30 protein-coding genes and 1 pseudogene are annotated in these 24,431 nt (G+C 43.6%); 15 read left to right on the forward strand and 16 right to left on the reverse strand.

Annotated elements, in window-relative coordinates:
* Nucleotides 1-10: 10 nt before the first annotated feature.
* Both B5G00_RS15910 and B5G00_RS15915 read right to left on the reverse strand, forming a co-directional pair.
* Nucleotides 11-2,377 carry an ABC transporter permease gene (locus B5G00_RS15910; RefSeq protein WP_087274515.1) on the reverse strand — a complete coding sequence of 789 codons (2,367 nt, stop codon included), beginning with the start codon at nucleotides 2,375-2,377 and terminating at the stop codon, nucleotides 11-13.
* A complete protein-coding gene (locus B5G00_RS15915) occupies nucleotides 2,368-3,066 on the reverse strand; it encodes an ABC transporter ATP-binding protein (RefSeq protein ID WP_087274517.1) in 699 nt (232 codons plus the stop codon). Before B5G00_RS15915 ends, B5G00_RS15910 begins: the two co-directional genes overlap by 10 nt.
* Before the next feature lie 224 nt (nucleotides 3,067-3,290).
* On the opposite strand from B5G00_RS15915, the gene B5G00_RS15920 reads away from it, so the two are divergent.
* The 3 genes from B5G00_RS15920 (at nucleotide 3,291) to B5G00_RS15930 (ending at nucleotide 5,440) form a co-directional block, all read left to right on the forward strand.
* Nucleotides 3,291-3,497, forward strand: coding sequence for a hypothetical protein (locus B5G00_RS15920; RefSeq protein WP_087274519.1), 207 nt, complete (start codon nucleotides 3,291-3,293; stop codon nucleotides 3,495-3,497).
* 53 nt (nucleotides 3,498-3,550) lie between these two features.
* Nucleotides 3,551-5,083 (forward strand): response regulator transcription factor, encoded by a 1,533-nt coding sequence (locus B5G00_RS15925; RefSeq protein WP_087274581.1) that lies wholly within the window; start codon nucleotides 3,551-3,553, stop codon nucleotides 5,081-5,083.
* Between the two features lie 129 nt (nucleotides 5,084-5,212).
* A complete protein-coding gene (locus tag B5G00_RS15930) occupies nucleotides 5,213-5,440 on the forward strand; it encodes an HPr family phosphocarrier protein (RefSeq protein ID WP_087274522.1) in 228 nt (75 codons plus the stop codon).
* A 180-nt stretch (nucleotides 5,441-5,620) separates the two neighbouring features.
* On the opposite strand, the gene B5G00_RS15935 is transcribed toward B5G00_RS15930, so the two are convergent.
* The 9 genes and pseudogenes from B5G00_RS15935 to B5G00_RS15985 form a co-directional block, all read right to left on the reverse strand.
* Nucleotides 5,621-6,067, reverse strand: coding sequence for a GNAT family N-acetyltransferase (locus B5G00_RS15935; RefSeq protein WP_087274524.1), 447 nt, complete (start codon nucleotides 6,065-6,067; stop codon nucleotides 5,621-5,623).
* Nucleotides 6,068-6,117: 50 nt separating this feature from the next.
* Entirely contained in the window at nucleotides 6,118-6,591 is a 474-nt protein-coding gene (locus B5G00_RS15940; RefSeq protein WP_087274583.1) for a GNAT family N-acetyltransferase, read from the reverse strand.
* Nucleotides 6,592-6,688: 97 nt separating this feature from the next.
* Nucleotides 6,689-7,051, reverse strand: a complete 363-nt coding sequence (locus B5G00_RS15945) for a hypothetical protein (RefSeq protein WP_087274526.1) — start codon at nucleotides 7,049-7,051, stop codon at nucleotides 6,689-6,691.
* 396 nt (nucleotides 7,052-7,447) lie between these two features.
* On the reverse strand, nucleotides 7,448-8,014 hold the full coding sequence (locus tag B5G00_RS15955) for a DUF6630 family protein (protein WP_087274530.1): 567 nt from the start codon (nucleotides 8,012-8,014) through the stop codon (nucleotides 7,448-7,450).
* An 81-nt stretch (nucleotides 8,015-8,095) separates the two neighbouring features.
* Nucleotides 8,096-8,617, reverse strand: a complete 522-nt coding sequence (locus B5G00_RS15960) for a GNAT family N-acetyltransferase (protein WP_087274532.1) — start codon at nucleotides 8,615-8,617, stop codon at nucleotides 8,096-8,098.
* Between the two features lie 28 nt (nucleotides 8,618-8,645).
* Nucleotides 8,646-8,969 carry a DUF3784 domain-containing protein gene (locus B5G00_RS19860; protein ID WP_334293311.1) on the reverse strand — a complete coding sequence of 108 codons (324 nt, stop codon included), beginning with the start codon at nucleotides 8,967-8,969 and terminating at the stop codon, nucleotides 8,646-8,648.
* A gap of 242 nt (nucleotides 8,970-9,211) precedes the next feature.
* Nucleotides 9,212-9,667: a GNAT family N-acetyltransferase gene (locus B5G00_RS15970; RefSeq protein WP_087274534.1), complete on the reverse strand. Its 456-nt coding sequence runs from the start codon at nucleotides 9,665-9,667 to the stop codon at nucleotides 9,212-9,214.
* 565 nt (nucleotides 9,668-10,232) lie between these two features.
* Nucleotides 10,233-10,667, reverse strand: a pseudogene (locus tag B5G00_RS19865) (GNAT family N-acetyltransferase); the annotation flags it as partial.
* 382 nt (nucleotides 10,668-11,049) lie between these two features.
* Entirely contained in the window at nucleotides 11,050-11,397 is a 348-nt protein-coding gene (locus B5G00_RS15985) for a hypothetical protein (RefSeq protein WP_087274536.1), read from the reverse strand.
* A 547-nt stretch (nucleotides 11,398-11,944) separates the two neighbouring features.
* On the opposite strand from B5G00_RS15985, the gene B5G00_RS19985 reads away from it, so the two are divergent.
* From B5G00_RS19985 to B5G00_RS16000, 4 genes are all read left to right on the forward strand, one after another.
* Nucleotides 11,945-12,043 carry a hypothetical protein gene (locus tag B5G00_RS19985; RefSeq protein WP_442856356.1) on the forward strand — a complete coding sequence of 33 codons (99 nt, stop codon included), beginning with the start codon at nucleotides 11,945-11,947 and terminating at the stop codon, nucleotides 12,041-12,043.
* Between the two features lie 324 nt (nucleotides 12,044-12,367).
* Complete coding sequence (locus B5G00_RS15995) at nucleotides 12,368-12,709, forward strand: hypothetical protein (RefSeq protein WP_087274541.1); 342 nt, start codon at nucleotides 12,368-12,370, stop codon at nucleotides 12,707-12,709.
* A gap of 33 nt (nucleotides 12,710-12,742) precedes the next feature.
* Entirely contained in the window at nucleotides 12,743-12,916 is a 174-nt protein-coding gene (locus tag B5G00_RS18935; RefSeq protein WP_162613516.1) for a hypothetical protein, read from the forward strand.
* Between the two features lie 35 nt (nucleotides 12,917-12,951).
* A complete protein-coding gene (locus B5G00_RS16000) occupies nucleotides 12,952-13,476 on the forward strand; it encodes a 3-methyl-2-oxobutanoate hydroxymethyltransferase (RefSeq protein ID WP_242971390.1) in 525 nt (174 codons plus the stop codon).
* A 252-nt stretch (nucleotides 13,477-13,728) separates the two neighbouring features.
* Here the strand turns inward: B5G00_RS16000 and B5G00_RS16005 are convergent, their stop codons facing one another.
* From B5G00_RS16005 to B5G00_RS16020, 4 genes are all read right to left on the reverse strand, one after another.
* A complete protein-coding gene (locus B5G00_RS16005; protein WP_087274546.1) occupies nucleotides 13,729-14,532 on the reverse strand; it encodes a glycerophosphodiester phosphodiesterase family protein in 804 nt (267 codons plus the stop codon).
* On the reverse strand, nucleotides 14,453-15,598 hold the full coding sequence (locus tag B5G00_RS16010; protein ID WP_087274548.1) for a glycerophosphoryl diester phosphodiesterase membrane domain-containing protein: 1,146 nt from the start codon (nucleotides 15,596-15,598) through the stop codon (nucleotides 14,453-14,455). Before B5G00_RS16010 ends, B5G00_RS16005 begins: the two co-directional genes overlap by 80 nt.
* A gap of 74 nt (nucleotides 15,599-15,672) precedes the next feature.
* Complete coding sequence (locus B5G00_RS16015; RefSeq protein WP_087274550.1) at nucleotides 15,673-16,152, reverse strand: TVP38/TMEM64 family protein; 480 nt, start codon at nucleotides 16,150-16,152, stop codon at nucleotides 15,673-15,675.
* Between the two features lie 90 nt (nucleotides 16,153-16,242).
* Nucleotides 16,243-16,479 (reverse strand): hypothetical protein, encoded by a 237-nt coding sequence (locus B5G00_RS16020; RefSeq protein ID WP_087274552.1) that lies wholly within the window; start codon nucleotides 16,477-16,479, stop codon nucleotides 16,243-16,245.
* A 184-nt stretch (nucleotides 16,480-16,663) separates the two neighbouring features.
* Here B5G00_RS16020 and B5G00_RS16025 point away from each other — a divergent pair, with 184 nt between their 5' ends.
* The 8 genes from B5G00_RS16025 to B5G00_RS16060 all read left to right on the forward strand — a co-directional run bounded on the left by B5G00_RS16025 (nucleotide 16,664) and on the right by B5G00_RS16060 (nucleotide 23,591).
* A complete protein-coding gene (locus B5G00_RS16025; RefSeq protein ID WP_087274553.1) occupies nucleotides 16,664-17,446 on the forward strand; it encodes a class I SAM-dependent DNA methyltransferase in 783 nt (260 codons plus the stop codon).
* A 4-nt stretch (nucleotides 17,447-17,450) separates the two neighbouring features.
* Nucleotides 17,451-18,332, forward strand: a complete 882-nt coding sequence (gene hslO / locus B5G00_RS16030) for an Hsp33 family molecular chaperone HslO (RefSeq protein ID WP_087274555.1) — start codon at nucleotides 17,451-17,453, stop codon at nucleotides 18,330-18,332.
* A gap of 21 nt (nucleotides 18,333-18,353) precedes the next feature.
* A complete protein-coding gene (locus tag B5G00_RS16035; protein ID WP_087274557.1) occupies nucleotides 18,354-20,270 on the forward strand; it encodes an NAD(+) synthase in 1,917 nt (638 codons plus the stop codon).
* A gap of 16 nt (nucleotides 20,271-20,286) precedes the next feature.
* Complete coding sequence (locus B5G00_RS16040; RefSeq protein ID WP_087274560.1) at nucleotides 20,287-21,336, forward strand: alcohol dehydrogenase; 1,050 nt, start codon at nucleotides 20,287-20,289, stop codon at nucleotides 21,334-21,336.
* A 17-nt stretch (nucleotides 21,337-21,353) separates the two neighbouring features.
* A complete protein-coding gene (locus B5G00_RS16045; RefSeq protein ID WP_087274563.1) occupies nucleotides 21,354-21,719 on the forward strand; it encodes a DUF6483 family protein in 366 nt (121 codons plus the stop codon).
* A 24-nt stretch (nucleotides 21,720-21,743) separates the two neighbouring features.
* Nucleotides 21,744-22,091, forward strand: a complete 348-nt coding sequence (locus tag B5G00_RS16050; protein ID WP_204247345.1) for a hypothetical protein — start codon at nucleotides 21,744-21,746, stop codon at nucleotides 22,089-22,091.
* Between the two features lie 126 nt (nucleotides 22,092-22,217).
* A complete protein-coding gene (locus tag B5G00_RS16055) occupies nucleotides 22,218-23,195 on the forward strand; it encodes a Gfo/Idh/MocA family protein (RefSeq protein WP_087274566.1) in 978 nt (325 codons plus the stop codon).
* A 15-nt stretch (nucleotides 23,196-23,210) separates the two neighbouring features.
* Nucleotides 23,211-23,591: a hypothetical protein gene (locus tag B5G00_RS16060; RefSeq protein WP_087274570.1), complete on the forward strand. Its 381-nt coding sequence runs from the start codon at nucleotides 23,211-23,213 to the stop codon at nucleotides 23,589-23,591.
* An 18-nt stretch (nucleotides 23,592-23,609) separates the two neighbouring features.
* On the opposite strand, the gene B5G00_RS16065 is transcribed toward B5G00_RS16060, so the two are convergent.
* Nucleotides 23,610-24,305, reverse strand: a complete 696-nt coding sequence (locus tag B5G00_RS16065) for a conjugal transfer protein (RefSeq protein ID WP_087274572.1) — start codon at nucleotides 24,303-24,305, stop codon at nucleotides 23,610-23,612.
* Nucleotides 24,306-24,431: the final 126 nt, after the last annotated feature.

Raw genomic sequence — 24,431 nt, forward strand, 5'->3', positions numbered from 1 at the left:
TGCGTAAGATTTATTTGTCTCTTTTCAGACGCTCCATAAGCCCGGTCTTTGTAAAATGCCGGTAGCACAGCAGGGTGATCATACTGGGAACTGCCAGTACAAAGGCGCTCCACAGCAAAAGGGTAAACAGGGGAAAGACGTAAGAAACTGCCTCTTCCAGAGTCCGGACCAGAAAAATGTAGAACAGGTAGCTGATCAGGCTTCCGGTGATCCAGGAGATGATCAGGGGCATCCGGGAAATATACAGACATTCATAAAGAAGCATTTTTTTTATTTCCTTCCGGCTCATTCCCACAGCTTCAAAGAGAGCCAGCTCCCGGTTCTGGGTGATCATTTTATTCAGAGTAGCGTTTAAAAGGTTTAAAACGCTGAAAATGATCACGATGAGAGTTGCCCCTGCAAAAAGAAGGATAAAAAGATTATTTTGCCGTGTAAGCTCCCTTTGATAATCTTCAAAAGAACTCATACGGATCAAAGGACAGTCCTCCATAAAGTCTTTCAGATATTCTTCCAGATCCGGAGACAGGGTATGTCCTTCTGTGCGGATATAGACCTGATTGATGGTGTTCAGGCCAGGATACAGTTCTTCAAAAACAGGAGCAGGAACCAGAAAACTGGAGTTCAGCTCAATATTATCCTGTGAAAATTTCGGGTCTATTATGGCCCCCACAGGAAGGTCTTTTTCCTGATATCCTTCTCCGTCATAATAGCTGAGGGTAAGGCTGTTCCCTGGGGAAAAATCCGTTTCATAGTCATAAATGGGATTGAAAAGAATACTTCCTTCCCGAACCAGATCTTCATAGGTGATCTGGCTGTCTTTCAGATATGGCTGGATAAGAGCAAAGGTTTCCTTATCAAAGGCAATCATATTAGAAGATTCCGTACCGTATTTGGTAAGAATGTTTACGTATTCCTCATGGATGGGAAACACCCGGTCTACCTGGGGAAAATTTTCAAGGGACCTTAAAAAATCCTGGTTAAAAATATCCTGCTTCTGATATTCTACAAGCTCTGTGGCAGAGGAATCCAGATACTGAGAGTCATAGCTCAGAATATAATCTGCGTTCTGAAAGTAGCTGGATCTTGCCCGGGAATCTATATGATAATAGGACATATAGGTGGCCGTCAGAAGAAAAAATATGCCTCCTACGATCATGGACAGACGGGAGAGAAACATCCTCTGACGATTATTTTTCGCCCTCATATGGCCCAGCAGACGGCAGGAAAGTTTCCCAGTAACCGGACAGAAAGGATCCTCCTGATAATTTACCGCTTCCCAGGGAGTGATCCGTGAGGCCGTCCTGGCAGGCTTCTGTAAAAAGGCCATAATGAATACATAAGAGCAGATCAGAACGACCAGCCCTGTACCGATCATGTGAGGGGCACTCCAGTAACGGGCTGCGATACCTGCCAGGAGCAGACCGGGAAGGATGCCGCCCAGGCTTCCTGCCACGCATAAAAGAGAACTTTCCTGATTTACCATGCGCCGGATCTGACGGCTGGTCATGCCAAGAGTCTGCATCTGCCCGAAGGCACGTATCCGGGACATAATGGAAATACAAAATATACTGTAGATCACCAGCAGTCCGATGACCAGTACCAGAAGATCCAGAAGCATATAGATGAAAACCATGGAGGGACCGAGAGGGTTGGTATCGATACTGCAGTAATTAATAAAGAGGTTGCTTTTCGGGATTCCATATTTCAGAGCCAGATCTCTGATCAGAGAAGTATTTTTATCAAATCCTTTGGTAAGGAATTCTGGCTTTAGCCATATTTTCAGACTGAAATCTTTGCCAGTAAACATAGAACTGGACTGGGCAAAGGAATCGGAAACATAAAAACAAGGTGCGCTGGTTCCTGAGGCTGACTCTGTAATGCCGCATACCTGAAATACCTGGGTATTTCCATCTTTTTCCTGAAAAGTGAGACTGTCACCAAGGTCGGCCTGAAGCTTTTGGGCAAGATTACTGTCTATAAGGATATCCCGGGAATCCTGGGGGAAATTTCCTTTTAATATCTGATGAATGGAAGAAACGTTTCCTGCCAGCTGCTGGTACACTGGCCTTGCATAAGCGCCATTCAACCGTCCGAAATCACCGTATTTTTCCAGAACGGTTTTTTCAAAATGGGAATCCTGAGATAATGCCGCCGTATTTTCCTGACTGAGCATAGTGAAGGAAGCATGCTCCTGTTCCCGGAATTCGTCATATATAGCCAGATAATCCAGGGTGTTAAAACAGGGAAGGAAGGTCATAACAAAGGTACAGGTACAGATGGCAAATAAAATACAGAAGGTCCGGAATTTATCGGCTTTCAGAGTTTTGACTACCAGCTTCCAGGTGGGCTTTTGATTATTATTGGCAATTAAAGACATGGCTCTCCCCACTTTCTTCTTACGATATGACCGTCTTCAATATGAATGATCCGGTCCGCCATTTGTGCAATCTCATCATTATGGGTGATCATAACAATGGTCTGATGAAAACGCATACTGGAAGATTTCAAAAGTCCAACTACTTCCAGGCTGGTGCGGGAATCCAGATTTCCCGTAGGTTCATCGCACAGGAGGATAGAAGGCTTTACCGCCAGAGCTCTGGCAATAGCTACCCGCTGCTGCTGGCCTCCAGAGAGCTGAGTCACGTTTCTCTCCAGCTTATCCTGGATGCCCAGCCAGCAGGTGATTTCTTCAATAAATTCCCTGTCCGGCTGGTTTCCGTCGATTTCTATAGGAAAGACAATGTTTTCATATACATTCAGCATAGGGATCAGATTATAATTCTGAAATACAATTCCAATATTTCTCCTGCGGTAGATAGAAGCCTGTTCCGGAGAAAGCCTGGATAGATCCCTTCCTGCCACAAGGACCTGGCCGCTGTCCGGGCTGTCCAGTCCTCCCATCATATGAAGAAGGCTGGATTTTCCGCTTCCGCTGGCGCCCACAATGGCAGTGAAGGTTCCCTCCTCTATTGTCAAAGAAATATGGTCCAGAGCTTTTACCAGAGAAAAACCCTTTCCATAAGATTTACACAGATCGATTACTTCTATAATATTTCCCTTATTCATCAGAACCTCCTTTACAGCTGCAGTTTCCGGGAATAACTTTTACTGTATTTACTCTACCATAGAATCCTATCAGGAATGTCTCAGACTTTCAAATAAAATCTCTCGATTTTGTAACCTTTTTGGAGAAGTAACAGAACTGCAACATTATTTTTCCAAAATGAGAGGATAATGCAACATAGAAGGACTATGATCATTTATAGAAAAGAAAAAAGGAGAGAACTTTTATGAAAAATATTATGACAAAAACAGCAGCTCTTTTATCAGGAATCCTAATGTTTCTGGCCATAGTGAGCACAGGCCCGAATCTGGCTGAGGCAGTGCTGGACCTTTTCGGATACGTAATCTATTTAGCCGTATTTGCAGCGCCGGTGTGGTATTTCCATTCTCTTGTTAAGAAAGAAAAGAACGCAGACGAAACAGGGAATCTGTGATATACTGGATACAGACCTTTTTGAAAGACAGGGGAAAAAGAAAGGAGCTGCCCATGAGAATTGTAATTACAGACAGGGAGAAGACAGTTATAGAAGAGATTATCAGGGCACTGCAAAAAAGCGGATTGGAATATGAACTGGAAGGTACGGCACAAAATGGTCAGAAGGGGTACGAACTGATTGAAAGTACCCATCCAGATCTTATCATTATGGATGTGAGACTGGAAGGAATGGACGGACTGACCATGCTGAAAAAACTCCGGGATAAAGGGATTACTTCAAAAGTGCTCATGCTTACGAAAGATACGGATTTTAATACTGCCAGAGAGGCCATTGAGCTGGGGGCAGACAGCTATCTTCTGAAACCGCTGAAGACGGAGGAACTGCACAGAGAGCTTCTGAAGATCAGCGACAGGCTGGCGGAGGAGAAGGCCATTACCTCTGTATTTACAGTAGAAAATATTTTTCGGGGATGCCTGAATGGACAGCTCCATCCAGACAGCAGATTTCATGCAGTAACCAGAGAAATATACGGGTTTACGCTGGAAGAGCCGGCAGCTGTAGCTGCCATATGGCTGGGCGACAGATATGTAGAACTTTGCGAGATAGTCTGCCCTCTGCTGGAGAAAATGGGGAATGATTCGGGAGCCTCAGTCTGTGTGCTGCCGGTAGATGTATGGCATGTGGTAACTGCGGTGTTATATCGGTTTGAGGATGAACGGGAAAAAGTATATTCTTTTTTCCAGAGCCAGGTGATACCTGCTTTGTGTAAGAAAATAAAAGATGAAATCGTATGTTTCTGGGGAGATATGAAAGAGGGAGGACAGCTTCTTGAAAAGCTGCGTGAAATCCAGCAGGTGCGGGAATGGAATCTGCTTTATGACAGAGGAAAGCTTATTCCCATTAGTCAGATAGAAAAAAAGGAATCCATCCCCCTTAAATATCCTGTTGAACTGGAGCAGAGAGTAAAACGGGCAGTCCTTGCTTCTGACGGCGAGGATATTAAAAGGTGCTATTACCGAGTGTATGATCTGCTAAGAAGGCAGCCCCACAGCCCGGCAGATATGAAGGAATGTCTGATCCGTTTTAATATGGCGGTGATAAATGCATATAAAACACAAAATGAGATTGAATCAGAGTTGAAGATACAGGCATGTATACAGAATATTGCAGAAGCCATGAGCTGGGGCCAGATTCGGACTGCTATGGAAGAATTTCTGAACCTTGTGAGCTTTAAAGCTTTTACAGAAGAAGGCGATGAACAGTTCAGCCCTTTGATCCGAAGGGCAGTTCAGCTGGTAAGGAAATACTATGATCAGGGAGTGACACTGGAGGAAACAGCGGAAAGGCTGTTTGTATCTGAAGAATATCTAAGTTCCCAGTTTAAAAAAGAAACAGGAGCAGGATTTACAGAGACTGTAAGGCATTACCGGATTGAAAGAATCAAAGGTCTGCTTTTGAATACGAGGCTGAAGCTGAATCAGATCGCTGAGCTGACTGGCTATACAGATCCAAAATATATGAGCCGGGTGTTCAAAGAGGAAGTAGGCGTTCTGCCTTCGGAGTACAGAAAGTCTGTTTCTTAAAAATCTCTACCTATTCAAAAAATTTCATCCTTGTTATACTGGAAAATTGTGGTATGATACCCATAACCCCCAAAGGGCCCGGCGGGGCGGCAGGGTTATAGTATGATTACGAAAGAGGTGAGATGAATAATGGGCGAAATGAAACTTACGTTCAAAACTCCGGAAGAGATTTACGAATTTGTAAATACAGTATCCAAGTATGAATTTGATGTTGATGTCAGAAGAGGAAGAGTTGTTGTAGACGCAAAATCTTTGCTTGGTATTATGCATCTTGGACTCAACAGCGTACTTGACCTGAAAATCCATTCAGGAGACTGCGAAGAACTGCAGACAAAGCTTGTAAAATATGCGGCATAATTATATATGTTTTCCGTATTTTGAAAAATACGGATATATAGGGATTCCCAGTGCATTGTTTTGCACTGGGAATTTTGTATAAGTGAGAAACTGCGTGGCATCTGCAGCACAGGTTTTCTCTTTAGATTCATATTTGGGATTCCAAACGGTGGTTACCGGGCTGTTCGTATAAAAATCTCTTTATCTTTTCATCTTTACCAGATATTCACTGGTTCCTTCTTCCAGTATCCGTTCTTCTGTCCGGTGAAAACCGTGTTTTTCATAGAAACGGAGAGCACCGGAATTTTTCTCAAGAGCCCATAAGAAATTACATTGCTTTTCTTCTACTGCAAAGTTGATCAAAGAAGCGCCGATCCCCTGGTTTTGAAAGAAAGTATCTACATATAATTTTTGGATTTCTGGCCCGGAAAGTTGGACAAAACCCCGGATAAGTCCGTTGTCATAAACAAAGGTATTCTGTAATCTTTCTCTATCCTGGAGGTATTCATTGGCTACAGATACGACCTGAAGCTCCCCAAAAGAATAGTTTTCATCTTTAAAAATCGGAAAGAAATTTACACGATTGTTATAAACCAGGATTTCCGCAATTCTGGATACATCTTTTTCTTCTGCTTGGCGGATATACATATTTTGTCCTTTCTATTGCTGGATAGATAGTTTTTATTTGCATTTATATTTCAGAGTGAAACAGCCATAATATACTCTTCTTCCCGTTCGAGATAAATTTCAAACCCTGCTCTGCGGTACAGATTTACAGCCTGATTCGCTTTCTGAGCAGAAAGCGAAACTCTGGAATAGCCTTGGGTTTTCAGGAAAGACAACAGTTCCTGAAGCAGGGCAGTTCCCATTCCCATGCCTCTGTACTCTTTATACAGAGCGATAGCAAGGGATGGAGTTTCGTCATCAATATGTCCATAGTCGTTCATGATCCGAACCCAGGCTGCGCCAACAACTTTTCCATCTACATCTGCCACAAAAGCAATGTCATGTCTGGAAGAACCGAAATCTGCCGTATATACCTGCAGTTCAGGAGACTGGAGAATAGACCGGGGAAAAGGCGGTTTTCCCTGGGGAACGAAAAGAGATTCATATAAAAAATCTTCCAGCAACGGATATTCTTGTTCTGTCATTTTTCGTATTTTATACTGCATATTTTTTAATCCTTTCTTACTTATTGTAATAAAATCTTGTCCATCTGCCTTTACATGGCTGTCCTTGAATCCTGGGCTGTTCGACAGCGCCTCATTTTTACCAAGGATCAGAAACTGACATACTCTCAATAAAAACCAGTTTTCCCGGAGTGCCGTTTTCTGGCGTCATATCTGAAATCAGGAGTTCTATTTCTTCCAGATTTTTTATTCCCCAGTATTCTTCCTGAAATATTTCCGGAGGGATCGTAAAGTATAAATGCCTGTGCTCCTTTTCTTCCAGGAAAACTTCCTGAGAGAGGAGGGGCTTCCAAATATTTTCTGCTTTGCCCCACAATATGATTTTAGCAGAGCCTGCTTCTCCGGGATTTATTACACCGCCCAGTACATTTAGAGATGTACCGGGAGTGACTGTTTCTTTAGAGGGGATAACATCAATAAACTTTAAAGTTTTGTTAATCATTACTTTTCACCGCCGTTCCTGAACTGCAAATATAGAGAATAAATGTTTACTTTAAATCTTTCCATATAAAGAAAATCCACAGTAGTAATATACTAAAAGACAGGATTCCAAGCACTCTCTCTGCTAAACTTATATGAAAAAGAAATAGACATAGAACAGCGCAAAAAAGATAAATGCTGCATAGTATCAGGCACACAAAAGCGATTTTCTTTTTATATAAAATAAGAGAAACAAGTAATACTGTTCCTGTTAAAAATGAAAAAATAAAGAAGACCCTTTCCACAGGAAACAGGAATCGGAAACCATCCGGATTCAAGAAATAATATCCAGATTCCAAGATTATAAAAATAGAAAGGAGTATTCCTTTTATAGAAATATTTTTCATGGCAATTTCCCCTACATATTCATAGAAAGATCGATCCGAAAACCAAGGCTTTCTGCCAGAGCTTTCAGTTTTTTTAGGAAATTTTTCTGACATAGAAACATTACATAAGAATCACTGTCAATATCAAAGGCCGCCAGAACATAACCGGATTTTTCCCATTTTTTATCCAGGATTTCACACCACTGGGGTATAGAATCTTGCTGCTGAAACCAGCTTTCTTCAATTTCCAGGGAGTGTCTTTTCACAGTTTTTAAGTCAGAGACGGCGGAAAGAAAGCCGGATAATTCTTCGCACCAGTCACATTCACAGGCAAACTGATGATGGATCAGCAGATCGATACATCCCATCCACTGGAGGGAGGCTGGGGGATTTTTTAAAGACATTCCTCTGGCCTCATAATCTTCCAGATGACTTTGATAGTATTTTTCTGTATTTTTTATACATTTTCTGGCAGAGTCCAGGATCTCCGGGTTATTGGAACACACGATCCTTACAATTTCCAAAAGCGGGTGATGATAATGCGGTTCTTCGTGAGTATCCGGAACTTCCTTTTCCTGTCTGCTTTTAAAAAATCCCATACGATTTCCCTCCTGCCTGATTTTTATTTAGAAAATTTCTGACTTTTAGCCATTATTTTTCGGTGTCTGCCAGCTCCTTAATTATTCTTTTTCAAGGGCGTATTTATATTCCATTCGCTCTTCAGAGGATGACCTGTTTTTTCTGCCGGACCGGCACAGGACCCTGGACATTCCCAGCTTTTCCATAAGAGAATAAGAAGGGATATTTTCACTGTCACAGTAGGCGATAAATTTCTTGATCCCCAGGTTTTGGGAAGCATAATCTATCAAAGCTTGGGCAGCTTCTAAGGTATAACCATGTCCCCAATCCCTTTTATTCAGGATCCATCCTAACTCCCCTTCGGTCCTATCCTCGTTCAGATAGAGACAGACAGAACCTATATGGGTACCCTCTGTGAGAATGGCAAATTCATAAAATTCAGGAAATTCTTTCTGCCATTCTGCCTCAGCCTTTTTGAGAAATTCTGCAGTTTCTTCAATACTTTCTTCTGGAAGATCCAGCATAAATTTTGTGTTTTCCAGGTCGCCGCTGTAAACAAAAGCAGTGTTGACATACTGAGGCCCCAGAGGAGAGAGAAGGAGCCGTTTCGTTTTTATCTCCATAGTTATACTCCATTTTCAAATTTATTTTTTATTTCTCCAGTTTTGTTCTCTTGATCAGCAATAGAATAAAAAGTATAAACCATACAATCCAGGCCAAGCCATTGCCCAGGCCGGGCTTAAAAAAATCCAGAATCATACCCAATAGAAAAGGGAGAGCCATGACCATCATTCTTTTGCCATAACACTGACACAGGAGGTCTTCGTTTACCTTTTTCCGTTGATCTTCTGAGCGAATATTGTAACCAGTTAAATAGTCAGCAGCTTTTCCTTTTGATCTGTAAAAATAGAAGCCCATCAGGAACATGCATAGGGCCATGATCAGATCAAATACTATAATGAATATAAGAAACATAAGATATTCTCCGATTCTTTCTGCCTTTCCTCCGTTTGATCCACAAAGGCTAATTCCTGATTTTACTTTTAATCAGTCGTATCCTTTTTTGACAGATCATTTACAAAATCTGTCAAAGCTTTTCCCCTTAAAAATACTGCTGTGCACAATGCGATTAAAGCGATCACGATAAAGAAAATTTCCATAAAAACACCCCCATATATGAAGATTTATAAGCGGTGGCTGTTGTATAGGATGAGGAATTACCCTCTGTGGATATACATTCTTGACATTTCAGGTTCTCCGTCGCCCTGGACCATGCAGAAAAATTCCCAGCCGTATCTTTCGTAAAAAGAGGTATGGTCTGTGAGAAGATACAGGGTGTCGATGCCCCGTTGTTTCATATCCCTGCAAACATAGTCCAGAAGCTCTCCAGCTACGCCCTGACCCCGGTATTCTTCTTCTGTATAAACAGCACAGACGTTAGGAGATAAGTCTTTTCTGTTGTGAAAATCGTTTTCGATGACGCCCATTCCTCCTATGATTTCGGAATCTTTCAGGGCCAGATACCATTGGGGGACAGGGGAGGTTTTCAGGAGAGATGCTTCCATGCTTTCCCTGTATGCTTCCAGGGGAACGCTCCACTTTTCATGGAACCAATGGGCGGCTTTTTCCAGTATTTCAGGCCGCTGAACAAGATTTATGATTTCAAATTTCATATAACATGTACCTCAACTTTATGTATCAATTTTCTATGGAAACAAGATAATGCTCTGCTTCTTCCCTGGATTTAAAAATGTGGACAGTCCGGTTTTTTTTATACTTTTCAAGAAGCTGGTATATGATGGGAAGCTGGTCTTTCGGAAAATCCAGGATCCACTGCTTGAATTCCTGGTCAAATTCTGTTTCTATCCAGGGAATATCCTCCCGCTTTGTACCGATACGGGCTTTGGCTCCGGCCAGACAGACCTCCAAAGGATAGTCCAGAAAGAATACAGTATCACAGTTTTTTAGGCGAAGCTCCATTGTGCTGAGATAATTTCCGTCAATGATCCACTTTGGAGTTTTCATGATTTCTTCCTGACGTGCAGTCAGTTCCTCACGGGAAATATTGGTCTTATCAGGTCTGTGCCAGATCATATCCAGGTAATATAAAGGAAGCCCTGTAGCATCTCTCAGCTTTCGTGAAAAGGTACTTTTTCCTGCACCAGGGCTGCCGATTACAATGACCTTCTGCATTGAATCTCCTCCAGTAGAAGGAGGCTGGATTTCTCTTTCAAGTACCATAACAAAGTTGGTAAGCAGGATGTTTTGCCGCTCTACCTGCTGCTCTCTCAGAACTTTGTATCCTCTCTTTTGAAAAAAAGGCCTGGCCGTAATGGAGGCGTGGGTCAGGATATTTCCCTGGACATGAGCTTCCAGCCTGCTGCAGAGAGCAGCGGCGATTCCCTCCCTCTGGTGCTCTTTGTGGACGTAGAGACGATCCAGATATCCGGTTTCATCAATGTCCCCAAAACCTGCGATCCTGCCATTTTCAACGGCTACTAAGGTATAGTGTTCCAGGAAGGACTGGTTCCAGGCAGCCAGGTCTACTTTTCCTGTTGCCCATGCATTTAACTGTTCGCTGGTATAGTCTTGTTTATTGACCTCATGAACTGTCTGGTAAAAAAGTGCTGCTATTTCAGAACAGTCAGCAGGTTCGTATTCTCTGATATACATTTTAGCTGCTCCTTCGCTCACAGATCAATTCAACGATTTTGTTAGATGATCTTTTTACACTTTGTTAAGGTGATTTATATCTTACGGATTTCATAGCTACATTATACCATTTTTGAAAGAAGAGAGAAGTCCTTTTACATAAAATACACGAATTCATATCCAAAATGGTTAAAAAGGGGCTGTCGCATTAGTCATATGTCAGGAATATTTATACATTTTATGCGAATTTGACGAGCATAGCTTTGAGACCATAGGCTCAAAGCGGCACAGACTGAGCAATAAAATGTATAAATATTCTCGATTTTGATTAATGCGACAGCTCCTTTGAAAGGCTTAAAGATATACATTTTCTGTGGGAAGAGTTTCCTGGGCCTCTTTTTCTTTATACCGGAAATAGAGATAGGGAACCAGGGAAATGCCTGCCCAGATAGGTGAGAAATCCGATAAAGTCGTAGAAAAGAAGAACACCAGCCAGAACTGCCAGGATCGCTGCTGGGAGTAGCATATGTTTTTCTCTCAGTTTTGCCATGAGCTTTTGGATAGATGCTTTTTTCCATTGATAGATTCCATATAGGACACCGCCAATGGCCAGATAGTACAACAGGAAGGGCAGCGTGGAAGGAAGCTGGAAAAGGAACTCCTGCAGAAGCAGACAGAGAAAAAAGAGAAAGCCGGCTCCGCTGATAAGTTTTAAGGTCCTGAATTTTTTAAGGCTGTTTGTTTTGGTCATATTGATTTCCTCCTTAGATATGGATGATAAGTTATTTTCTTTATGCTTTCATAATAGCGGAGAATTGTTTCAGCTATATCTCAGCAAAGAAAAAAGGATTACAATTTTGAGACAATACCAGAATATTTTTTCTTCTGTTGAAAAGAACCTCTTTCTCTGACTGCAAGTTGACATGGCTGAAACCGGTGTTTTATAATAAATATATTCTGAAAACTGGGGCAGCAATGGTGTTTTAAGGGTGGTTTTTTATGTTAGAGACAAAAGAAATAGGAAGAGAGCAGTGGGAGAAGATTTACGAATTTATACGGACCTGCGGAAGTGCCTGTGATTCGGATAGATTTGCGGTACAGATCCTGGACCATATTGGAGAATTCTGCGAATATGACTGTGGATCTGCCTATCTGCTGGATAGAAATGGAAAGATTTCCGGTCTCCATCTCAGGAATATTGAGGAGCGGTGGATAAAGGTTTATATGGCTTATTATGCCAACACTGACGGGCAGCGTTACAGTATGTTTGGAAAGCGAACATTAGCGAGATTCTTCATATTGCCAGGCCCACCACCTATAAACACATCGCTCATATCTATGAAAAGATGAATGTGTCTAGTCAGCGGGAATTACTGTCCCGGCTGCTGAACTCTTAAGTCATAACATATCTTTTAAAAAGTTACAAAATAAAAGGATCAGAGGGCCTTTCTGAATCTTGGAAAAGTCCCCTGATCTTTTCTGTTTTATCATTTCTGATATCTTTGTAAAATACGCAAAATTATTAATTTTAAATACTGAATCCTGATGATTTTAATGAAAAATTAGATTTGATAGACTATAAATACAAAATATTTCTGCGATTTAGATACTTTGAAAGAATACAAAAAGTAAGGAGGTGCAGAAAAATGGCAGAGACAGCAGAAAAAACTTACAAAGGTCTTGTGATACAGCTCCCGGAAAAATAGAAGAAAGTTCAGGCCATGGTATGCCAGCTTTATCAGGAAATGCGCTATAAAGCCTTGCAAACCGGTGAGATAAACTTTTTCGTAGAAAGAGATATCCAGGACCAGATGGAAAATATACAAAAAGAGGCCCGCAGGCAGGTGAAAATCCGCTGTATCATCCAGGAGATAACAGAGACAGAACAGATTCAGATCAGCCGGGAAGAGCTTGAATCAGAGGCAGAAGCTATGGCAGAACGGCAGCATACCACAGTAAGAGAAATCAAAAGCTTTTTCGGTGAGAATCTGGATATGCTGAGAGAGGATCTGCTGGTCAGAAAAACTATTCAGAGAATCTGCAAAAGCGCGGTTATTCTGTGAAAAATCGGCAGTTTTTGCATTTGAGACCTTATTATGTCAGAAGAAAAGAAAGTAAGTTCCTCAAGAGTCGTGAAAGGGCACAAATCTATTAATTATCTTCAGAAGCTGAAAGATGAAGGCACCCCTATTGTACAGATGTGCCAGGGGACGGCAAATCTGACCCTCAGCAGCAGATTGATATTGCTCCCTGGTGGATACAGACTGTAAGGCGGGCGGCCCCTTATATCCATCTTAACTTTTACATGCAGACCCCTACCTATGCGTTTAAGGAAAAAGCTTTGGAATATGGTTCTTATTATATGAACTGCGGCGCAGATTCTCTTCTGCCTATGGGAATCAGCAATGAGACCTTAGAGTATATGGCGGACAATTATCTTCCTGTATTCGGTCATGTAGGCGCATTATCCGGATGGCAGACCAACCGTCAGGGTGGTTATAAACGTATGGGAAGGACTGCGGAAGAGGCTATGAAAGTTTACCGGATGGCATATGAATATCAGGAATGCGGTATGATGGCAATGACCATTGAACTGACTCCTATTGAGGTGACTAATGCTATTGAGATGGTGGATTTTGATACCTTCGGCATGATGCCTTCTGCAGCTTCCCATGCAAAATCCTACGGAAATTTCTTCCAGTGGGCAACTCAGATTTACGGAGCCTGGGCTAATGATGTGCGGACCGGTGCTTATCCGGAAGACAAGCATGGCTATCATATGGATGAAGCGGAACTGGATAAATTCCTGAACATGCTGGAGCATGCATAAGGAGGGCCTATGGGAACTGTCTATCTGGCCAGTGATGAATCCAGCTTTGTTAATTCGGCCTCAATTGTAATCCACGGAGGCGTATGCCTGGGATAAAGATATACTGAAGATGTTTCGGAATGAAATAATGCAAGATAACATATAGTATCGTATCGCACCAGAGCGGCAGCTGTATTAAAAAGGATGTTTGATATTCCTTGAGATACGGCTGCCGCTTTTCATGAATTGCATATAGTATGTAAGACCTTCCGTTCAGGAAAAATAATAATCTTCTGCCGATGGAATCCCTTGAGAGGGATAGTCTTCCAGCACTTCTTTTACCAGATAAGGCTTATCTGAGATCAGTCCGTTTACTCCCATATCCAGATATTTTCTCATGTTTTCTTCCAGCTCCACCGTCCATACATAAACTGGCAGCCAGGCTTGGCGGCAGGCAGATATAAAGCTGTTGGAAACCATATTTTCTTCTATAACTACGAAGTCACAGTCCAGGGAAAGGAGATTTTCTACTGTAGTCTCTCCAAGATTTCCAAACATGCAGTAGCCGGTTTTCAGAGCGGGATTTTTCTGGCGTACAAGCTGTACCAGTTCGTAATCCAGAGACATAAGGATACAATCTTTTTGAAAATCATATTTTTCGATGAGGGCCAGTATCTGGTCCACCAGAGGCTCCTTTTCCCTTTCAGAAACAGCTTTTAATTCAATGAGCAGCCGGATCTTTCCCTGAGAAAGCTGGATCAACTCTTCCAGAGTAGGCACCTGGCCTTTCATTCCATACTGAGACAAAGGAATGGATTGAAGTTCTTTGAGGGTAAGTTCATTTATGCTGTCGGATTGTCCTGCCATACGGCTGAGGCTGTCATCATGAGCAGCTACAGGAACCAGGTCCTTTGTCAGCTGAATATCTACCTCTGCATAGTCTGCTCCGGATTCTATGGCACCTTCTACTGCTTTCAGGGTATTTTCTACTCCCAGGTCACTGCCTCTGTGGCCGATGGCCAGCCGGAGGTGTCTGAGCGTACTGATACATGGCAGAAAGTCCGGCAGCCAGGGCAAGGAGAACTACAGGAATCCAAAGGCTTTTAAGGCCGGGAATTTTCCTGAAAAGAGGTCGGAAATAATTTCGGAGGACAGCAAGCTTTTCGCACAGGAAGACTCTGACTTTTCCTATATTCTGCGTGGGAAGACAGACGGCAGCTGGAGAGCAGAGAGCTTTTTCTTCCACAGAAGAAGTATAAACGCCTACAAGAACAGCCATAAATCCCAGAGAAAGAATACAGCGCAGAGCCCAGACCATTACACCTATAAAGGCGGTTTCCTGAGTCTTTCCAGAGAAGAAAAGCATACACAGAGTTTTCAGAGGATTCTTTTCTATAACTGCAGAAAAATCTGTGGGAAGGAGTCCCGGCTGATGAAAAAGCAGCCACCAGAAGACCATAAGGATGCTTAGAAGGAAAAGCCCTTTTATTCCTGTTCTTTTCCAGGTACGGATACTTTCTGCAGAGGCTTCTCGGAAGGTTTTTCCAGTCAGCACCATAGAGGGAAGAAGGAAAAGAAGCAGCAGAAAAACCAGAAAGATCAGGATATAGGCCAGATTCAGAACAAAATCTCCATACCACCTTTTCGACAGCTCTCCTGTAATAAAATTAGGGATTTCCAGATGGGGCATTACTGAGGGAATGAGATAGATATTCTGAAAAGGGAGGAGAAGGATCCCATAAATAAAAAGCCCCGGAATACTTTTGAAGTTTAAGGAAAACAGAGAGTATACAGAGGAGCTGACAGTATCCTTTAAGGAGAAGGACTTTCCTCTGTATCCCTGGTAAAGGCCAGTGAGGATCACAGAAAATTCAAAATAGGCCAGAAGGGCAGAAAGACAGAGGATCAGTACAATGGCAGCTATGCCGGGAAGGCTTAACAGAATACGGAGCATATTGTAATTATACAGGCTGGTGTCTCCTGTTATTTCCAGCATCATAACGATCAGTTCTTTTCCGGCGGGAACAAAGAAGAATACTGAAAGAATTTTAAAAACCAGCTCAAACAAAAATAACTGGGGCAGCAGAGTAAGAAAACTGGCAAAGATCTTTTTCCAGTAGGACAGGGATAATGTTTTATACATAGGGAACCTTCGGTGTAAATAGTAAGTATTGTTTTTGTGAGATTGCTTTTCCTGTGCAGCGGACAGGGAACAGATTAAAACAGCGGGAGAAGGTTTTCCAGGACCAGCAGACCTCCCAGGCTGTAGGCAAAGAGGGAGAAGGGTCTTCCCAGAAGGGTGAAAACCAGGTATTTCTTAAAGGACATAGAAGTCAGTCCAGCAATAAGACATAACAGGTCGTCGGGCATGCCTGGAAGAATCAGGGCCAGAAGAAAACTGATCACAGAACCGGTGACCATTCCCACATAATTCAGGAAGAATCCATTTACCGGACCAAATATTGCTACGCCGATGATACAGCTTACGCCACCGGGAACTACAGGGATCACTACCTGCACGGTCTGAAGGAAAAGGAAGCATAGAGGAGCCAGGGTTCCTGTCTTGCGGAGAAACTGCTCCATGGATTCCTGAGAGGATAAGATGCCGCTTTGATAACCTGCCCAGAGGGTAAGGAGGAGAGCAGCAGTGCCGATTATCGTCAGTTTGTTTTCTTCTAATTTCTTTGTCAATGTCATGAGATACGCCTTCTTTCTGTTTCATTTCTGCGAGCACCGAACCAAGCGGGCATGCTTGCACCAGGTTTTTTGACTTCTGTCGCTGTTTTTCTATGGGGCTATAATCTGTTTTGACTGTGCAGAAAGGAAAATTGCTTCTTCCTGGTGGAGGGATTTCATTTTTCTTATAAAGAGCCACAGGCCGGGGCCAGCCAGGAGAAGGAAGCTTCCTCCGCTTGCTGCCAGACTGTGGAATATCTGGAAAAATCTTGGCAGAGTGGTGAGAAATGCCAGGGCCAGAAGGGCTGCGGATATATAAAATTTATAGAGATTCGCTTTGTTTTTCATTATGAGTACCTCCCATTTGCGATTGCTTTCTTTTGATGGTTTTATATTATCAGGGGAAGGTCTCACCATTATTTCAATTATCCAAAAGAATGTTGCAGTTTTGTGATATTTTCCTGATTTCCTTCGCCTTGCCACCTCAGAAGTTTCATGGTAGTATTAGGAAGAACAAAAAGGAGAGAAATCTATGAGTTCTTATGAAAGTTTTGCCAGGGTCTATGACCTTTTTATGGACAATATCCCCTATGAAGAATGGTGTGAGTATCTTGCCGGGCTTCTGGAAGACCAGGGAATCCGGGAGGGACTGGTCCTGGAGCTGGGATGCGGGACAGGAAACATGACTCGGCTTCTGGCAGAGAAGGGATATGACATGATCGGAGTGGACAACTCTGTGGATATGCTGGAAATTGCCATGGAGAAGAAGGAAGAGGAGGAACAGGATATCCTGTACCTTCTTCAGGATATGCGGGAGTTTGAGCTTTATGGCACTGTCCGGGCGGTGGTGTCTGTCTGCGACAGTATGAACTATATTATTGAAGAAGAGGATCTGCTGGAGGTGTTCCGGCTGGTGAATAACTATCTGGATCCGGGAGGAATTTTCATTTTTGATCTGAATACAGAATACAAGTATGAAAAGATTCTGGGAGACACTACTATAGCAGAGGACCGGGAGGATGCCAGTTTTATCTGGGATAATTATTACGATCCGGAAGAGAAGATCAACGAATATGATCTGGCTCTTTTTATCCCGGAGGAAAAAGATGGGGAAATTCTTTATCGGAAGTATGAAGAGACCCATTATCAGAAAGCCTATTCTCTGGAAAGGACGAAAGAACTGCTTTTAGAAGCAGGTATGGAGTACATTGCCGCCTATGATGCGTTTACCAGAGAACCGGCACGTAAAGACAGCGAGAGGATTTATATACTTGCCAGAGAAAAAGGAAAGAATTCGCAGAAAGAGGAGATTTGAAAATATGGGAGATTATATTGTAAGGGCTACAGCGGCTAATCATCAGATCAGAGCTTTTGCGGCTACTACCAGAGACCTGGTAGAGCATGCAAGAGCAGCCCACAATACCAGCCCGGTAGCCACAGCGGCTCTGGGACGCCTGCTTACAGCGGGATCTATGATGGGCGTTATGATGAAAGGAGATAAGGACCTGCTGACACTGCAGATCAAGGCGGGAGGCCCTCTGGAAGGAATCACCGTTACTGCAGATTCCAAGGGAAATGTAAAAGGCTATGTGGGAAATCCCAATGTGGTCCTTCACGCCAACGCCCAGGGAAAGCTGGATGTGGCAGGAGCCGTAGGAGTAGGTTTTATGAATGTGATCAAAGATATGGGCATGAAGGAGCCTTATGTGGGACAGACAGTCCTCCAGACCAGTGAGATCGCAGAGGACCTTACTTATTACTTTGCTACCAGCGAGCAGGTACCTTCTTCTGTAGGCCTGGGAGTGCTGATGGAAAAAGATAATACAGTGAAGCAGGCCGGCGGTTTTATTATCCAGCTTATGCCTTTCACAGAGGAAGCAGTGATCAGCCGGCTGGAGGAAAATCTGAAAAAGGTGACTTCTGTTACCTCTCTTCTGGAAGAGGGACATACCCCCGAAAGCCTTCTGGAACTTTTGCTGGAGGGATTTGATATTGAATTTAATGACAGGATCCCAACGCAGTTCTACTGCAACTGCAGTAAGGAAAGAGTGGAGAGAGCCCTCATCAGTATCGGAAAGAAGGACATCCAGGAAATGATCGATGAGGGAAAAGAGATTGAGATGAACTGTCATTTCTGTAATAAGAATTATACATTTACCGTAGAAGAGCTGAAAAGGATCTTAAAGGAATGTAAAAGATAATAGAAAGAGGTTTGGCGGAAGATGAGAGATGGATTTATAAAGGCAGCAGCGGCAGCTATCGACGTCCGGGTGGCCGACTGTATTCACAACACGGATGAGATCATTAAGAAAGCAAAGGAACTTTCCAAAAAGGGAGCCAGGATCCTGGTATTTCCAGAGCTTTCCATTACCGGCTATACCTGTCAGGACCTGTTCTGGCAGGAGACTCTGCTGAACAGTGCCAGAGAACAGCTTTTAAGGGCCGCAGAAGAATTAAAGGAGGTGCCTGGGCTGATTATTGTGGGACTTCCCTATGTGTATCATGGAAAACTCTATAATGTGGCGGCGGCCATAAACCAGGGAGAGATCCTGGGTCTGGTTCCAAAGGAGTATCTGCCTAATTACGGGGAGTTCTATGAGGCAAGACATTTTTCCTCTGGAAAAAATCTCTGGGGTTATACAGAACTGGGTGGAAAACAGGTGCCTGTTATGGAAAACCTGCTGTTTGCCTGCCGGGAAATGCCGGGACTTATTGTAGCAGCGGAAATCTGCGAGGATCTCTGGGCAGCGGCTCCTCCCAGCGTAGCTCATGCTATGGCCGGGGCAAATGTCATTGTAAATCTGTCTGCCAGCGATGAGACCGTAGGAAAAGCAGACTACAGAAGAGAGCTGGTAAAAAGCCAGTCTGCCAGACTGCTGTGCGCCTATATTTATGCCACTGCCGGATATGGAGAATCCACGCAGGATCTGGTATTTGGAGGACAGCACTTAATCTGTGAAAACGGTGCCGTATTAAAAGAAGCAGAAATGTTCCAGAACCAGTCTGTAGAGGCAGTTCTGGATGTGAACCGTCTTGTGGAGGAACGGAGAAGGATTTCCACCTGGCATGAGGAAAAAAGAGAGGGGTACCTTACTGTGGAATTCTCTCTTCCTGTAGAAGAAACAAAGCTGGAGCGGTTTATCGACCCTAATCCTTTTGTGCCAGATAGTCAGGGAGAACGGGAAAAGCGCTGCAACGAAATCCTGATGATTCAGGCCATGGGTCTGAAGAAAAGACTGGAGCATACCCACTGCAAAAGAGCAGTGCTGGGAATCTCCGGAGGACTGGATTCTACTCTGGCCCTGCTGGTCACAGCAAGAGCCTTTGACCTTCTGGGAATGGGAAGAGAACACATTACGGCTGTAACTATGCCCTGCTTCGGCACTACAGACAGGACTTATACCAATGCCTGTGAACTGACCAGAAGACTGGGGGCCACTCTTATAGAAGTAGATATCAAAAAAGCAGTGCTTCAGCATTTTTCCGATATCGGCCATGACGAAAATGTCCACGATGTGACTTATGAAAATTCTCAGGCCAGAGAGCGGACTCAGGTGATCATGGATATTGCCAATCAGCAGGGAGGCATGGTAGTAGGAACCGGAGACCTTTCGGAACTGGCCCTTGGCTGGGCTACCTATAATGGGGACCATATGTCTATGTATGGGGTAAATGCCTCTGTGCCAAAGACTCTGGTCCGCCATCTGGTGCGCTATTACGCAGATACCTGCGGAGAAGAAAAACTGTCCCAGATCCTTCTGGATATTCTGGACACCCCGGTAAGCCCGGAGCTTCTCCCGCCAAAGGATGGAGTAATCTCCCAGAAGACCGAGGACCTGGTAGGCCCTTATGAGCTTCATGACTTCTTCTTATATCAGATGCTCAGGTTCCATTTCAGACCGGGCAAGATATACCGTATGGCAAAGGCGGCCTTTGCAGGAGTCTATGAACCGGAAGTGATCATGAAATGGCTGAAGACTTTTTATTCCAGGTTTTTTGCCCAGCAGTTTAAGCGTTCCTGTCTTCCTGACGGACCAAAGGTAGGAAGTGTGGCAGTATCTCCAAGAGGAGACCTGCGGATGCCCAGCGATGCCTGTGTAAGAATCTGGATGGAGGAACTGGAGAACATTCAGGAATAAAAGAGAGGCGGCATTTATGAAAGCAGTAGTTTTTGAGGAAAAAGGGAAACTGGTTCTTACAGAGCGCCCCAAGCCATGCCTGGAAAAGGATACCGATGTGCTGGTGAAGGTGACTCTGACCACTATATGTTCCAGCGATATTCACATTAAGCATGGAGCAGTGCCAAGGGCTGTGCCGGGGAGTATTCTGGGACATGAGTTTGTAGGCGTAGTGGAAGAGACCGGAAAAGCCGTAAAACAGGTAAAGCCCGGGGACAGAGTAGCGGTGAATGTGGAGACCTACTGCGGAAGCTGTTTTTACTGTGAGAGAGGCTTTGTAAATAACTGCAGCGACCCTCTGGGAGGCTGGGCTCTGGGATGCCGGATTGACGGAGGACAGGCGGAATATGTGCGGATTCCCTACGGGGATAACGGACTTACGAAGATTCCGGAGCATGTGTCTGATGAAGCCGCTCTTTTCACCGGAGATCTTCTGTCTACTGGTTACTGGTCGGCAAAAATCGGAGAAATCAGTAAAGGAGATACAGTGGCCGTTATCGGAGCAGGACCTACAGGGCTGTGTACCATGATGTGCGCCAGACTGTATGAGCCTGGAAAAATCATTGCTCTGGATACGGATGCGGATCGCCTGAAAACAGCCAGGGAAAATAACCTGGCGGATTTTTGCATAAATCCTGCAGCAATTTCTGAAAAGGAACTGGAAGAACAGATTCTGGAGTTGTCTCAGGGGAGAGGAGCAGACCGGGTTTTTGAGGTGGCAGGAGGAAAGGACACCTTCCAGACTGCATGGAAGATCGCCAGACCAAACGCAGTGGTAACTGTAGTGGCTATGTATGAGGAAGAGCAGATACTGCCTCTGCCCTCTATGTATGGAAAGAATCTGATTTTTAAGACAGGAGGGGTAGACGGCTGCTATTGTGAACAGATCATGGAACTGATCGGGAAAGGTCAGCTGGATACCAGCCCTCTGATCACCCACCGGACTTCTCTGGAACATATTATGGAAGCCTATGAGATTTTTGAAAAGAAACAAGACGGCGTGATCAAATATGCAATAAAGGTATAAAGAAAGGAAGAAATCACATGGGTGTTAAACAGGATTATCTTATGCGTATGATCAATGACGTTGTCCGGGGACTTGCACTGGTCCTTACGGGACAGCGGGAGGTCCGCTATGAGCTGCCAAAGGAGCAGGAGCGGACAGAGGAAGAAAAGCTCTATGCCCGGATCCTGGAAATGGCAGACCGAGGCGAGATTAATGAAGCGGAAAATATTCTCCTGGGGGACCTTTCAGAGAATACGCCAGGGTACGGAATCATGGTGGCAGATTTTTACCAGCATCTGGACGAATTTGAAGATGATTTTCTGGAAGAGCATAATTATTCCAGGGAAGAAATCTTGGAAGGGTTGGAGAGTTTGGCAGAAGCGTATGGACTGACAGAACGCTAAAGGTGAATTTTTGGAGGGCAGATTATGGAATTAGGCACAACCTATATCTGTGCAGAGGATATAGAAAAATCCTTAAATTTTTATAGACAGCTTTTACAGCAGGAGCCCCTTTACCGCAATGATGACAGATGGATCAGCTTTGCCTGCGGGATTTCTCTTTATAACAGAAAATATGATGAAAAACTGATAAGAGAAGGCGGGGAGATCCATTTTAATCAGGCATATCTGAATGCGCTTAACAGAGAAGAGACTCAAAAGAAAAATAATATTCTCATTTTGAACTTTGAAGTAGAGAATCTGGAAGCAGAATATAAAAGATTGAAGGCTATCCATTGGGGAGATATCAGAAATTCTTTATGTAAATGTACATAGGCCCTACTATTATTTTAATATTATAGATCCAGATGGAAATGTTTTGGAAATAACAGGAAAGATGGACTAAAGAGAAATGCGTTCTCTGCGATATGGGTGGAACTAAAATTGGGAGGTAAAGGTAAAATGGAACAGTTAAGAGTAGGTATTTTAAGTACAGGAAATATTGCAGCTACTATGGCAAATACAGTGGCAAAAATGAAAGAGGCCAGGGTTTATGCGGTAGCTTCCAGAAGTCTGGAGAAAGCTGAGAACTTTGCCCAGCGGTTTCAGATTGAGAAAGCCTATGGTTCCTATGAGGAAATGGCGGCAGATGAAAATGTAGATTTGGTCTATGTGGCAAGCCCTATGTCTGAGCATTATGAGAATGTGAAAATGCTTATTGCCCACGGCAGAAATATATTATGTGAAAAAGCTTTTGCCATAAACCAGAAGCAGGCCAGAGAAATGACAGAGCTGGCCAGGGAAAAAGGAGTGCTGCTTGCCGAGGCTATGTGGGTACGGTACATGCCTATGTGGAATACCATCCGTCAGGTATTGGCTGAGGGAGCCATCGGTGAGCCTATGACACTTACTGCAAATCTCTGCTATCTGATTGGAGATGTACCGAGGCTGCTGAAACCGGAACTGGGCGGCGGAGCTTTGCTGGACGTAGGAGTATACGCCATGAATTTCGCCTCGATGGTCTTTGGCAATCAGGTGGAAAAAATGGTCTCCACAGCTGTTATGACAGATACCGGTGTAGACGCTCAGAACAGCATTACTCTGATCTATCCGGGAGGGAAAATGGCGATTCTTAACAGTTCTATGCGGGTACTTTCTGACCGTCAGGGTATTATTTATGGTACAGAAGGCTTTGCCGTAGTGGAAAATATCAACAATTTCCAGACCCTTACAATCTATGACCGGAACCGTCAGGTGACCGCCGAATATCATTGTCCGGAACAGATCACCGGATATGAGTATGAGGTTTTAGCCTGCAAGGAAGCCATAGAAAAAGGCCTTACCCAGTGTCCTCAGATGCCCCATAAGGAAATACTGGAGATCATGGGGCTGATGGACCAGGCCAGATCACAGTGGGGGATGAAGTTCCCCATGGAGTAAGAAAGGCGTGATGGAGTGAAAAGAACTTCTAAAAGACTGCTTGCCGGCATTGCCGGGATGCTGTTTTTGGTTATTCTGGGAACTGCTGCCGGGCTAACAGCAGGAAAAGAACCAAGAAAGGATTCCGGCGGCCCAGGAACTTACCGGTCACAGAAAGAAGGAAAAATTCTGGAAATAGACCGGGAAAAAGGAAAAATTACGGTTCAGAGTACGGAGGGCGGGAAAGAAATCCTGTTGGACTGTTCCAAAGAGTCTATTATGGAAGACATTGCTTTAAATCCATACAACCCAGGAGACCAGGTTCGGTATTGTTTCTGGCCTTATGAAGAGTTCCAGGACAGAGTTAAGGTAGAGGAACTTATAAATCTGACTTTATTTGACAGTGTTGAAAAATAGTATTTGGGTCTTATGAAATCAACTATGGAAGGAATATTCAGTTATTTCTTCAAAACGATTATTCAGCACATAGTAAACTTTGTTTTCTTTCACAGAATATACAAAGGTAACTCTTGTGGCCCAGAGACCTTCCTGTTTTACGGAATTTAATATGCAAAAGGCGTCGGAAACAGAGAAAGTTTCTTTCTGTTTTTCAAGCTGCGCTTTTGCCTGTTCATATCGGTCATCACCGGAAACAATATAGGGCCGGGTACTTTCTGGATTTAAAACAGAATAGTTTGTCATGAGAGAGTATCTTCGCTGTTCAAGCCGGTATCCGATTCCAGGCTCTATAAGAAGCACCCGGCCATATCTGTCGGAAAGCATGGCCTGCATTGTGGTATCCGGCCCATAGACAATTTGCTGCTCCTGCACAATATGCAGAGCATCATCAAAAGAGAGAAATCCCCGGATATAATTTTCTGTAAGGTCAGTAATGGTATAAGAGCCAGCATCATATCTTCCCTGAGAATTTCCATGGACATAGAGTAAAGTCCCTGCGTTGCCATTGCGGTGAATTCCATGGAAGGAGTGATACTGGCTGTCCGGCATTTTGATTCCGATATAAAATCGATCCTCATTTTTAATCACTTTGTGGTCCCATACAGACAGGTCAATATCAAAATTAAATCCTGTGATTGTATCTTTTCCGTTATATACAAATCTTGTACACATAGTTACCCCTTCCTATAATGTCAAGCCTAAAATCGTTGATTTTTCAGGCTTTTTCTAACTTGTTACCTCATATAAACAGAGCCAAAAGTGATGAACAGTCATAGTATCTTGTACTGAATAGCTATA

Source organism: Blautia sp. An46 (assembly GCF_002161645.1).
GTDB classification, from domain to species: domain Bacteria; phylum Bacillota; class Clostridia; order Lachnospirales; family Lachnospiraceae; genus Blautia; species Blautia ornithocaccae.